Annotated in this window: 8 protein-coding genes and 1 pseudogene; 3 read left to right on the plus strand and 6 right to left on the minus strand. The window is 58.6% G+C overall.

What is annotated here, in order from left to right:
* Positions 1-40: 40 nt before the first annotated feature.
* Positions 41-958, plus strand: a complete 918-nt coding sequence (locus tag IV01_RS01400; protein ID WP_032631677.1) for a dihydrodipicolinate synthase family protein — start codon at positions 41-43, stop codon at positions 956-958.
* Between the two features lie 70 nt (positions 959-1,028).
* Positions 1,029-2,405: a fosfomycin efflux MFS transporter AbaF gene (gene abaF / locus IV01_RS01395; protein WP_032631679.1), complete on the plus strand. Its 1,377-nt coding sequence runs from the start codon at positions 1,029-1,031 to the stop codon at positions 2,403-2,405.
* 60 nt (positions 2,406-2,465) lie between these two features.
* Here abaF and IV01_RS01390 read toward each other — a convergent pair whose 3' ends face one another.
* Positions 2,466-4,091 carry an acyl-CoA synthetase gene (locus IV01_RS01390; protein WP_032631681.1) on the minus strand — a complete coding sequence of 542 codons (1,626 nt, stop codon included), beginning with the start codon at positions 4,089-4,091 and terminating at the stop codon, positions 2,466-2,468.
* A 251-nt stretch (positions 4,092-4,342) separates the two neighbouring features.
* Positions 4,343-5,365, minus strand: a complete 1,023-nt coding sequence (locus tag IV01_RS01385; protein WP_032631682.1) for a zinc-dependent alcohol dehydrogenase family protein — start codon at positions 5,363-5,365, stop codon at positions 4,343-4,345.
* A 198-nt stretch (positions 5,366-5,563) separates the two neighbouring features.
* Between IV01_RS01385 and IV01_RS0125625 the strand changes: the two are divergent.
* Positions 5,564-5,980 (plus strand): annotated as a pseudogene (locus IV01_RS0125625) (DMT family transporter); the annotation flags it as partial.
* Between the two features lie 149 nt (positions 5,981-6,129).
* Here the strand turns inward: IV01_RS0125625 and IV01_RS01380 are convergent.
* From IV01_RS01380 to IV01_RS27210, 4 genes are all read right to left on the minus strand, one after another.
* Entirely contained in the window at positions 6,130-6,669 is a 540-nt protein-coding gene (locus tag IV01_RS01380; RefSeq protein WP_032631683.1) for a hypothetical protein, read from the minus strand.
* A gap of 290 nt (positions 6,670-6,959) precedes the next feature.
* Entirely contained in the window at positions 6,960-9,812 is a 2,853-nt protein-coding gene (locus tag IV01_RS01375) for a filamentous hemagglutinin N-terminal domain-containing protein (RefSeq protein WP_032631684.1), read from the minus strand.
* A 64-nt stretch (positions 9,813-9,876) separates the two neighbouring features.
* Positions 9,877-11,538 (minus strand): ShlB/FhaC/HecB family hemolysin secretion/activation protein, encoded by a 1,662-nt coding sequence (locus IV01_RS01370; protein WP_050508028.1) that lies wholly within the window; start codon positions 11,536-11,538, stop codon positions 9,877-9,879.
* 496 nt (positions 11,539-12,034) lie between these two features.
* A complete protein-coding gene (locus tag IV01_RS27210; protein ID WP_032631685.1) occupies positions 12,035-12,679 on the minus strand; it encodes a response regulator transcription factor in 645 nt (214 codons plus the stop codon).
* Positions 12,680-12,695: the final 16 nt, after the last annotated feature.

Consider the following 12,695-nt stretch of genomic DNA (forward strand, 5'->3'; position numbering starts at 1 on the left):
AAACGTATACGAAATACCATCCACTAGCGGAGTAAACCTAATGAGCAAGCGCATCAACTGGAGTGGCGTGTTCCCGGCAGTGACCACTCAATTCAACGACGATTTTTCCATCAACTTTGAAAAGACCCATGAAGTCATTTCCAACGTGATTCGCGATGGCGTGTCAGGCCTGGTGGTCTGTGGCTCAGTGGGCGAAAACACGTCATTGACCGCCGAAGAGAAGATCGCGGTCACCGAGGTGGCAGTCGACGCCTCCCGTGGCCGGGTGCCGGTCATCTGCGGCGTCGCGGAGTTCACCAGCGTCGCTGCCGCCAAAACCGCCAACGCAGTGCGCAAGGCCGGCGTCGATGGCGTCATGTTGATGCCAGCGTTGGTCTACGGCTCGAAGCCTTTCGAGACCGCCGAGCATTTCCGTTACGTGGCAAAACATGCCGACGTCCCGTTGATGGTCTACAACAACCCACCGATCTACAAAAACGACGTCACGGCCGAGATCCTGATTTCCCTCGCCGACTGCGACAACGTCGTGTGTTTCAAGGACTCATCGGGTGACACCCGGCGCTTCATCGACGTTCGCAATGAAGTGGGTGAGCGCTTCGTATTGTTTGCCGGACTCGATGATGTTGTTCTGGAAAGCATCGCAGTGGGTGCCGAAGGCTGGGTATCGGGGATGTCCAACGTATTCCCGCAGGAAGGCGAAACCATCTTTCGTCTCGCCAAGGCCGGCCGCTTCGCCGAAGCCATGGAAATCTATCAGTGGCTGATGCCGATCCTGCACCTGGACGCACGCGCGGACTTGGTGCAGTGCATCAAGCTGTGCGAAGCCATCATGGGTCGCGGCAGCGCCCTGACCCGCCCACCACGCCTGGCCCTGCCGGAAGAAGATCGCCTGTTTGTCGAACGCATCATGGCCAAGGCTTTGGCCAACCGCCCCACCCTGCCAGACGTCGGTCTCTGAGTCACGACCGGGCCGCGCTGATTAGCCTGGCCCGGCTATCTGTCACTGTGTCCACCCAGGAAACGTCGTTATGTCTACTTCTTCCAACGCGACCACCCCTGCGGGACTCAAGCGCGTCGTGGCTGCTGCCATGGCCGGAACAGTCGCCGAATGGTATGAGTTTTTCCTTTATGGCACGGCCTCCGCGCTGGTCTTCGGTCAACTGTTCTTCCGCCAGACCGACAGCCCCATTGATGGCATCATCGCGGCCTTCGCCCTCTACGCCGTAGGCTTTCTGGCGCGACCGCTCGGAGGGCTGGTATTCGGTCACTACGGTGACAAATTCGGTCGTAAACGTCTGTTACAACTGAGCCTGGTGGTGGTCGGCATCACCACCTTCCTGATGGGCTGCCTGCCTGGCTTCGCGACCATTGGCTACGCTGCGCCAATGCTGCTGGTACTGCTGCGTCTGATCCAGGGTTTCGCGTTTGGCGGCGAATGGGGCGGTGCAATCCTGCTGGTGTCTGAACATTGCCCGGACAACCGACGCGGCTTCTGGGCCAGCTGGCCACAAGCGGGTGTGCCGGCGGGTAATCTGGTTGCGACCGTCGCGTTACTGGGGCTGTCCAGCGGGCTCTCCGAGGAGCAATTCCTGGCCTGGGGCTGGCGTGTTGCATTCTGGCTTTCGGCAGTCGTCGTCCTGATCGGCTACTGGATCCGCAGCAGCGTCGATGATGCCCCCATTTTCAAGGAGGCTCAGGCACGTCAGGCATTGATTCAGTCCGAACAGCCGGGTGTGGTTGAAGTCCTGCGTCACCACTGGCGATCCGTGCTGGTCGGGATCGGCGCGCGGTTTGCCGAAAACATCCTGTATTACACGGTGGTGACGTTTTCCATCACCTACCTCAAGCTGGTGGTGCACAAAGACACCTCGCAGATTCTGCTACTGATGTTCGGCGCGCACTTCCTGCACTTTTTCATGATCCCGTTGATGGGTTATCTGTCCGATCTTGTCGGCCGTAAACCGGTGTACCTGACCGGCGCGGTGCTTACGGCGTTCTGGGGCTTTGTCGGTTTCCCGATGATGGACACGGGCAATAACTGGCTGATCATGGCCGCCATCACCTTGGGCCTGGCAATCGAATCCATGACCTACGCGCCCTACTCGGCGCTGATGGCCGAGATGTTCCCGACTCATGTGCGCTACACCGCCCTATCGCTGTGCTATCAGGTAGCGCCGATCTTCGCTGGCTCGCTTGCGCCATTGATCGCGATCACCCTGCTGAACAAATACAACAGTTCTACACCGATTGCCTGGCACCTGGTCGGCGCAGCGTTAATCTCGATTGTTGCCGTTGGCCTGACCCGGGAAACGCGTGGCAAGTCACTGCATGCGGTTGACGCAGAGGCCGCCATCCGCGTGGCCGCCAGCGAGAATGCTGCTGTATCACGCAGCAAATTGGCCTGAACAAAAGCCTCTGACGACAACGGGCAGCGTCGCGACGCTGCCCGTTTAGCCTCGGAGTTTTCAAGCGCCCCCTTCCTGACGGGCTTTCACCCTCAATAAATACTTTTGCACCTTGCCGGTAGAGGTTTTGGGCAGAGGTCCGAATATCACGGTCCTGGGCACCTTGAAGCCAGCCAGACGCTCGCGACAGAAAGCCTGAATCTGCGCTTGCGAGACATCTTCATGGCCGGGTTTCAAGGTAATAAAAGCGCACGGTGTCTCTCCCCACTTCTCATCAGGCTTGGCGACCACGGCCGCTTCAAGCACTGCCGGATGACGATACAGAACACCTTCGACTTCGATGGTGGAAATGTTTTCACCCCCGGAGATGATGATGTCTTTGAGGCGGTCGCGTATTTCCAGATAACCATCGGCATGCCACACAGCGAGGTCGCCAGAGTGGAACCAGCCCCCGGCAAAGGCTTCTTCAGTTGCAGCGCTGTTGCCCAGATAGCCCTTCATCACGGTATTGCCGCGCAGGCAGATTTCGCCAATGGTCTGGCCGTCTTTAGGGACGGCAAGCCCGGTGATCTGGTCAGCAACCATGACCCCTTCCAGGGTCGGGTAACGCACACCCTGGCGGGCTTTCAAGTTGGCACGGTCATCCTCGGGTAACGCATCCCACTCGGTCTTCCAGGCACAAACGGTGACCGGCCCATAGGTTTCCGTGAGCCCATAGGCGTGCGTAACCTCAATGCCCATGGCCTGCACCGATGCGATAACCCGCGCCGGCGGCGCCGCACCGGCCGTCATGGCGCGCACCGGATGCTGGAACGGCACAACATCGGGCACATTCGCCAGGCCGTTGAGTACGATTGGCGCCCCGCACAAGTGGCTGACTTTATGCTCGTTGATCAGGCTGATGATTTTCTGCGGTTCGACCCGGCGCAGAAAGACATGGGTGCCGGCTTGCGCGGTGATGGTCCACGGGTAGCACCAGCCATTGCAGTGGAACATCGGCAATGTCCACAGGTAGACCGGATGCAGGCCCATGCCCCAGGCCATCTGGTTGCCGATTGCATTGAGAAATGCCCCGCGATGGTGGTAGACCACGCCCTTGGGGTCCCCGGTAGTGCCTGAGGTGTAATTGAGGGAAATCGCCGCCCACTCATCAATGGGCCATTGCCAGTCGAAAACGGGGTCGCCGCCCGCCAGTACGCGCTCGTAATCCAGATCGGAGAGCTTCGCGCCAGAGGCGTATTCAGGGTCATCGACATCAATCACCAGCAACGGCTGATCCAGCAACGCCAGCGTCTCGCGGATCACCCCATGAAACTCGCGGTCGGCAATCAGCACTTTGGCCTGACCGTGCTTGAGCATGTAAGCGAGGGCCGGCGCATCGAGCCGCACATTGAGGGTATTGAGCACCGCACCGAGCATCGGCACCGCAAAATGCACCTCCAGCATCGCTGGGGTATTGGGCAGCATGACCGCAACGGTATCACCCCGAGCTACCCCCAACTGGCTCAAGGCCGAGGCCAATTGACGGCACCGCTGGTAGGTCTGGGCCCAATTGCGCCGAATAGCGCCATGAATCACCGCAGGGTAATCCGGGTAGGTGCTTGCCGTGCGTTCGATGAAGCTCAGGGGAGTAAGCGCGATATGGTTGGCGGGCCCCTTGTCCAGGCCCTCAAGGAAAATCGACATGTCAGTACCTTCGGCTGATTGTTAGCTCTTTTGGTGGTGTTTTTGCTTGATACGAAGATAGCAGGTATGCGCGAGGGCGCTGTTGCAGCGCCCTCTCCCTTCTGTAACGGACTACACAGCCCGTTCAGCTTTGAAGACAGTCACTCGGCATACTTTCGCTGAGGTAATGACTGAGTAATCGTTGCGCTGGGTGTCGCTGGAGTCGTCGAACGCGTGGTCGACACGCTGCGCGCCTCGATCATCAAACTCGATCAAACTCGATCAAACTCGATCAACACTTTGCCCAGGTGCTGCGCGGCCGCGAAATAGGCAAAAGCCTCAGGTGCTTCATCGAATTTGAATGTCTTGGCGACAACGGTATCAATTCCATTCAATTCAATGGCACGAATGAGGTCGACAAACATTTTACGGTTGCCGTTGGCAATTCCCCGAATTGTCACGTTTTTAATGATCAGCGACACATAGTCTGGAATAGGAGAGGCCTGTCCTGGTGTTACGCCAATCACCGCGATACGCCCGTTGACGGCAGCAGCAGCAATGGACTGACCCAGAGTGTCCTGCCCTCCGGTTTCGATGATGATGTCGGCACCGGCGTTATCGCTCAGCGTCATCACCTGCTCAGCCCAATTCGGATGGTTGCGATAATTGACGGTGATGTCTGCTCCGAGCTGACGGGCAATTTCCAGTTTCGCGTCGCTTGATGACGTGATCGCCACTTTCGCGCCAAGAAGCTTGGCAAGCTTCAATGCGGCCAAGGCTACGCCGCCAGTGCCCAGGCACAGGACGAGTTCACCTGGTTTGACCTTGCACACCTCTACGAGAGCGTTCCAGGCAGTGAGGCCAGCAGAAGCGAGCGCGGCAACGTCCTTATCGGCAAGAGTTTGGGGTACACGAATCAGGGCAGCAGCAGGCAGCACAACTTTTTCGGCAAGCCAGCCATCATGCGTTATACCGATGTCATGAGCGAAAACACCGACGCGGAATTCACCTTCCAGCCAAGCCGGGAAATGACCACAAATGACTCGGTCCCCGACCTCAACTTCGCTAACGCCCTCGCCAACGGCGATGACCTCACCTACGCCTTCGGACATGGGTATACGTTCAGGGTCCTGTTTGGCGCCATAAACGCCCCGAAGGATCTGCACATCCCGACTTATGAGGCTGACCAGCCGAGGAGCAACGATTGCCTCGCCTCGTCCCGCAACTGGCTCGGGGCGCGTGGTTGCGGTCAGTGAACCCAAACCTTGCTGGATGCCGATCTGAAAAGCTTTCATCAATTTTTGATCCTTGTATCGTTAATGCAGAGGAAGATAAGTGTCGCCCCCCTAAAGAAACAACTTTGTGACCCGGCCGCATCTCGCCTGGGACGCAGTTATACAGCTGAATGAGACACAATGTGCCGGGGCTCCAACGATTTCAGGAGCAAAGCTGCGCTCAATCTGAGCGGCGATCTCAGGAGAAAGATCCTGTGAATCGGCCTGACCTGCGTCCGCTTTTTGCGGGACCGAAGCTGGAAGCCTTCCGGTTTAACAAAGTCAGAATGGCCTTGGCTATTGAGCGCCATCTCATTTGGCGGCATCTTGGGTCCCGTGGCTCTGATGTTCGGTTTAACGCAAACCTCCGGGGCGACGGCCTCCCTGATGCTCAACCTGGAGTCGGTGTTCACGGCTCTGATTGCCTGGATTGTATTCAGAGAGAACGCGGATCGACGAATCGTTATGGGCATGATCACCATTGTTCTGGGCGGCGTCGTATTGTCGTGGTCAGAATCCGGAACAACCCGACAAGATTGGCTGGGACCGGTCGCGGTTGGAATTGCCTGCCTGTGCTGGGGGATCGATAACAATTTGACCCGGAAGGTTTCGGCGTCTGACGCGCTCTTCATTGCTCACACCCACGTCCATACGCACCATCCAATCAAACACAGCCATCCGCACTATCCGGATATCCACCACAGGCACAAGCACTTCAAAATCTGATTGTTAAGCCTATTACTCTTCGGGTGTGCATCCTCTCTACCCCAAGCTTGGCGTGGGCGTTACCGGACTTGATAGTAGGAGGTAAACACGCTCGCATTCGCGCGGGTTTCCGGCAGCACGTAGACCACGCCGTTGGATTCCCTGAAAGCCGGGCTGACATAACTGCGGTAGAAGTCCGCCGGAATATTGATGCAGCCGTAAGAGATGCGTTTGTCCTGTAGACGGGACGACGTCAGACGCTCGGTGCGGTGCTCCTTCGGGTTGCTGGTCACCACCGGGTGCATCGCGATAGCGTTGTGATAATCCACCCAGAGAATTTCTTCACCCTTGAGGTTGGGCGCCAGTGACGCCACGAAACGCCCTGCCGGGGTGGTGCGTTCATGAGGGCGGATGCTGGATAATTTGCGCTGCCCGATGCCCGGCACAGAGTCATCGCCGACGGCCAGCCCCAACAGCGCCGAGGCCGTACCGCCCAACTGCCCGCGGGCATCGAACACAAGCACCCGGGCCTGCATTTTGTCGATGATGATGAACGGCATGCCTTGGTTGTCGCCCGAGTCCACGACCCAATTGGCGGTGTCGCGTGCCTGCGGTGACACCTCGGTGTTCCTGAAGTCCGCGCGCCGAGACGAAGTGCCCGACAGCCCTGCCGGTGCAGCAACGGTGTTCGCGGGCAGCCCTGCAGCCAGGGCCGGTAACTGGAAAACACCCGTAACGATCAAAAGCCCCAGGCAGGCGAGCTTCGAGGCCAACCGTGCTGTCTTCGGGTTACGGCCAGGCCTGGCTCTGGGCAAAAGATGCGAGGCAGTACTCCTCGCATGACTCATGACATGCCCGACACGCCGCAAACCAGCGTCTTGGCGCTGAACGTCGGTGGGGGCAACTGGATTCAATTCCGTTCCTGCTTGGGCAAGTAAATCGGTGCTTTGTAGGGGTAAGGTATTTGCTGGGCGTTGGCCTTGGCCGGATCGCCGAGCGAATCCTTGACCGGAATCGGCAGAATGGGCGTGACCCGCGCCAACTGGTTGCCAGGCACGTTGACCCCTCCCCCCACTACCGTGAGCGCGGCCAGGGACGGGATATACGGCACGGGGTCATTGGAGTGTCCATTGTGCGAGCCGTTGTCGTCGGACGGGTTGCCGGGCTCCGCTGGATTGCCCGGGCTGCCTGGATTATTCGGATTGCCTGAGTCGTTCGGATTGCCTGGATTATTCGGATTGCCTGGGTCGTTCGGATTGCCTGGATTGCCCGAATTGCCGATATCCGGCGTCTTGGCACCCAGGTATTGGTCCACCGGCACACCCGGTGGAGTGGCAGCCAGTGCCAGCCCCGGTATGGCGGTGCGTGGAACTCTCGAACTCGTGGCATTCGGATTAGTCGGCGTGGAGCCAAGCGGCGCGGAAACCGGGGGCGTCCCTTCAGTCCCTCCAGGCACAGTGCTCACCGGCGGCGTCGTGCCCGGTGTGGTGCCTGGCACAGTCGTGCCTGGCGTTGTACCCGGCGACGTCGGCTCGGGATCCGTTGTGACGGGCGGCGTGGTCACAGGTGGCGTTGCAATCGGTGGTGTGGTCACAGGCGGTGTCGTAACCGGTGGCGTCGTAACCGGTGGCGTCGTCACGGGGGGCGTTACCACAGGCGGTGCCGTGATCAACAAGCTGCCCGGCGCATAAGTGATGGTGTAGTTGGTCGGGTTGAACGTACCTGCGGTGGCATTGCTGGCGTTGATCAGATAAGGACTGCCGGTCGCGCTGGCACTCGCCACGGTGCCGAGGCTTGTCAGCGTGGCACCGCCAACGGTCTCGCCATTGACCAGGCCCGATGCGGTGAACGCCGAATTCGGGATCACCAGCGTAGTGCCTTCAGCCTTGGTGGCGTTGTTGGCAGTAATAGTCAATGGTGCGGGCGTGATATTTGCCAACGTATTGCCGGACCCTGGAATACCGGCAGCACCGTTCATATAGCTGAACGGCACAAACAAGGCATACAGCCCGCTGTCGGCCCCGCCCAGGGAATAGCTGTTGTAGGTCACTGTTTTACCGGTGCCCACGTCCGCCGTATCGAACGTGGCCGTGCCGCCCTGCGCCACGACGCCAGGCGGGTTTTTGCGCAACGACAATATCGCCGCGTTGTTTCCGTCATAGACCTTGTTGTCAGCTTGCAGGTAAGTCCACATGAACGGCGTCAGCGTCGCGCCACCCGTCAAGGTGAAATTGCCGGTGAAATCCGTCGGCGGTACGTAGCTGGTCGGCGCGTAATAAATCTTGACGGTGGACACCGTACCGGTCACCACCGCCTTGGCTTTGAATTTAACAGTGCCCTTGTCCAGGCCGTCATTGCCAGCCACCAGCAACGCATTGCCGTTGGTCACGGTGAGCACTTGATTGAGGTTGACATCGTTGCCAGCGACCATGCTGACATTGCCACCGATACCACCGTCCTGCGTGGCGGTGATCGTGGCATTCTGATTAACATCATTCAAAGCGAGCAGCTTCAGGTTGCCCCCGGTGGTGGTGATGGATTGTTTCACATCGATATCGTGTTCAGCCCTCAGGGTGAGCGTGGTCGCGGCCGTCCATGTCACCGGATCCTCGACCCGAATATCGCCGCTGCCTGCGGCTTTGCCAGAAGCACTGATAATTTCCACGTCAGTGGTTTTCAAGCTAGTCGACAGGGTGGTGCCGGTTATATCTCCCGTAATCGTGTTCGATATTACGTAGTCCTGGGGGTCTATCAGCCAGGTACCCGTCTTGCCAGCAGGCGCCAGGGTAGTCACTTTGCTGCCGGAAGCGACTTTGACGTGTGCCGCAGACGTCTCGACAAAACCTCCGGAGCCGCTATTGGGCGCACTGGCATCCAGGGTACCGGCCAGATTCACGGTGCCGTTCTGCATGTCGCCCATCAGCATGATGGTGCCGTTGTGATTCTCCAGGGTCTGGGCTCGAACCACGCCGGTGTTGTTGACGCTGGACGGCAGCAGGCTGTTCGCCGACTGAGCGGTCATCAGCACCCGGCCACCGTCGGCCTGAATCAGCCCGCCGTTCTGCACCAGGGCATCCACCGCGCCCTTGTTGACTGCCACATTGAGCAGCCCGTCACCCGCCACATCCAGGGTGAACGCGTCGCCGGCCGCCAGAGCGACAGTGCCCAGTTGCGCCTGAATCACGCCCTGGTTGCTGACATTGGCACCGAGCAGCGCCACAGATCCGCCGTTGGCGTTGATAGTGCCGTGGTTGACCACACTGCCGGCCCCGGTGCCGTCAAAATTGTACTGGCCCGCCATGAAATCGCTGTCGCTGATGTTGCGGGTGGAGCCCACCAGTCCGCCGACATTGACTGAGGCGCCAGGGCCGAAAACGATACCGTTGGGGTTGACCAGGAACACTTTGCCGTTGGCATTGAGGTTACCCAGAATGCTCGAAGGGTCCGCGCCCAGCACTCGATTGAGGGCCGTGGCGCTGCCGTTGGGCTGCACGAAATTGACCGACTCGCCGGTTCCGATATTGAAACTCTGCCAGTTGATCGCGGCATTCTGGCTGGTCTGGGTAATGGTGGTAGTGCCGCCCCCCGAACCAATGGTGGCGCTGCCCGCCGAAACAGCCCCGCCGACGGGAAGCGCATAGGCACCGCCTGCGCTGGCGAACAGGATGGCAGCCGCCAGCAGCTGCAGTGTGAAAGGCAACGGACCAACTGCGACAAAGGTGCCGACCTTGGCATGCCTGATTGAGGGGGAACGGGTATTCATGGTGTTTACCTACTTGATTCAGGCATGACTGAGGTGGGGTCCGCTGCGGTTACCGTGCCTGCGATCAAAAATACTTGACCATCTGGACCCAGAAACGGCCGCTCGAATCCGGGGCCGAGGTGGCCTTCTCCCCACCCAGCTTTTGCGCGTAGTAGGTCTTCACGGAGTAGTTATTGAAGTCGAACCAGTTAACGCCTACCCCCGCCCCGCTCAGGGTTCGAGTCCGGTCCGAGTTATCCCAGCGATTTTCATTGAGCGTGACTGTACCGGTATCGACGAAGCTGACCAGTTGCACTTGCCCCATCCGCGAAAACGGCGGCAGCAGGTACCGGGCTTCCACGGTCGCCAGGTAACCTTCGTCACCGAAGGCTTCGCCCTGGGGGTAGGCCCGCACGCCGTCGATACCGCCCAGATACATTTTTTCCGAAATATCCAGATTCTTTGACGCCACCTGGCCATTGACAGCGCCATACAGCGAGAACGCATCGGTGACGCGCTGCAAGCGCATGGCGCTGAAACCCAGCTTGTCGTAGTGCCCGTTACTGCGGGCGGTGAGCCCGTCTGCCGAGCGCGATTCGCGAGTTTCAATATCCAGGTTGCCGGTCGACCACGTCAGGGAGCCGGCCGTCAGCCCGCCGCCGCCAAAGTCATCGCGATGATCCCCACGCAGGGTGGTCATCAGCACAGCAACGTTGCGGTCGACATGGGACGACACCAGATCGATGCGGTCGTCGAACGTCTTGTAATCCACACCCATCTGCACATACAGGTTGGTGCGGCGTGAACGCAGTAGCGGGTAGCTGCCATAGACACTTGCAATGTCCGCCGTGCCGTTACCGTGCAGCTCGCTGAATTCCCGACCCAGCTTGTAATCCAGGCGGCTATAGGCAACGCCTGCGGTCGCCTGGCCAAACTGCATCTGGTAGGCCGCGCGGGCATAGTCCAGGCCGTCGAAACTGGAAAGCGCGCGCAGTGTGGCTACATCGCCCTGCCCGGCCAGATTGTTGATATTCAACGTCCCGCCCAGACGGTATTGGCCGGTGTAGCGATTACCGCCGTTATCGGCATCAATGCTGCCGGTCACCTGCTGTCCAGGCGTCACATCGACAATCAGGTCAGCCGCGCCCACCGATGCGCCGGGCACCAGGGTTGAGCGCACTTCCACACCGGGGGTGTCGGAGAGCAACAGCAAATCACGTTCCAGGGCACTGGAATGGATGGCATCGGCGCTGTGCAGATCGTCCAGCGCGCCATTCGCCAAGCGGTCGGAAAGCGTGCTCTGGTTGCGCATCGTTATGGCCCCGTACTGGCCTTCAATGATCGCGATGGTGACGGCACCGTTCTTGATTTCCTGGGCTGGCAAGTAGGCCTGGGCAACGAAATAGCCCTTCTGGTGATAGAAGTCGGCAATCTGTGCGGCCATGATCTGCAACTGACCCAGGCTCAGTTCCTGGCCCGGCACGAAGCCAGTCAGGCTCAGCAATTGAGCTTCAGGATAAAGCCGTTGCCCGGTCAGATGCAGCGCGCTGACCTTTAGCCGGGCGCTGACGGATGCGGGCAATGCAGGTGCCTGGGTTGGCTCTACAGGAATGCGCGGCGGCACTTTTTCCAGTGTCGGGGCATCGGGAATCTGTTGGATCTGGCTCCCTGCACTTGGCGGAAGCGAGGCCGCATACACGCCTTGGCTCAAGGTCAACACCACACACGCCACTAACTTCTTCTGCACAATAATCCTCTCGGCACTTCTACCCAATACAAGAGTTCTGTGATGCCACAGGCTCGGTGCTTTCTAAATAAACTTACGCAGAATCATCAATTAGCAGGGAACTTTTAAAGCACATCTAAAAGCGCACCATTAAAGGATTTTAATTTTCAGTTCGCCTGCAACCACACGAACTTTGGCCCGCAGCCGTAATGTTTGTCTGCGGCGAGTTCACCACACACAACTCCGGCTTCAGGACCGATCATTAAATTGGGAGCTTTACGAAATGCGCACGTTCGGCGGCCAGAAATAAGGATTCAAGCCAGGATCAGCGCCCTTCAGGGGGAATGCCGACTCAATCCGAATATTTACCTATTTGATACAGCACGTCATGCACGGCGCCGAGAAAACCAATTGCGTTGATCATCACAGTTTATGCTCACGCTATCTTTTAGCAAGCTTCAAAAGGCCACTGTAGGTACTCATACCTACTAAGAAAGGGGAAGACTATTTATGACGCTTATACGACGGACGTATGAAACAGCAGGGTCCAGTTCATGATTAGTTCGGTAATAGTGCTCGCGCCCATTTTCTGCATAACCCGGGTTCGATGAATATCCACAGTTTTCTTACTGTTACCCAACTGTGTGGCAATCTCTTGGCTGGTCATAGTAGCCAGCATCAGGTCCAGCACCTCGCGCTCCCGTGAAGTCAGGCTTTCCAGCCGTTGCCGATAATCGTCGACCAGGGCGCGACGCGCGAAAACCGTTTGCGCCTTGAGGGAAATCTTTTCCAACTTGGTCAGCAACTGATCACCGTCGAAAGGTTTCTGCAGAAAACCAATTGCCCCGGCGCGGGTTATGTGAATGGCGGACTCAATCGTCGCGTGCCCGGTCATGACAACGACGACCACGTTCAATTTGCGCAGCACGATCTCATCCAGCAACGCCTCGCCACGCATTCCAGGCATCGCCAGATCAAGCATCACGCAGCCGGCCAGGCCGTCATAAGCCTGTAGGAAGGCTGCGCCGCTATCATGGGATTGCACCGGATAGCCTTCCAGCATCAGCAATTGGCACAACACCTCGCGGGTGTGCAAGTCATCGTCGACAACATGGACGGTCACCGGAGCGCTGGCATTATTGAAGGTGTTCTGCTTGGTCATTTGCACAGCCCAGAAA

The organism is Pseudomonas syringae, assembly GCF_000737245.1.
GTDB lineage: Bacteria > Pseudomonadota > Gammaproteobacteria > Pseudomonadales > Pseudomonadaceae > Aquipseudomonas > Aquipseudomonas syringae_J.

Coding starts and splice junctions, on each gene's coding strand:
- IV01_RS01400 (WP_032631677.1), top strand. CDS start 41: ATGAGCAAGCGCATCAACTGGAGTGGCGTGTTCCCGGCAGTGACCACT.
- abaF (WP_032631679.1), top strand. CDS start 1,029: ATGTCTACTTCTTCCAACGCGACCACCCCTGCGGGACTCAAGCGCGTC.
- IV01_RS01390 (WP_032631681.1), bottom strand. CDS start 4,091: ATGTCGATTTTCCTTGAGGGCCTGGACAAGGGGCCCGCCAACCATATC.
- IV01_RS01385 (WP_032631682.1), bottom strand. CDS start 5,365: ATGAAAGCTTTTCAGATCGGCATCCAGCAAGGTTTGGGTTCACTGACC.
- IV01_RS01375 (WP_032631684.1), bottom strand. CDS start 9,812: ATGAATACCCGTTCCCCCTCAATCAGGCATGCCAAGGTCGGCACCTTT.
- IV01_RS27210 (WP_032631685.1), bottom strand. CDS start 12,679: ATGACCAAGCAGAACACCTTCAATAATGCCAGCGCTCCGGTGACCGTC.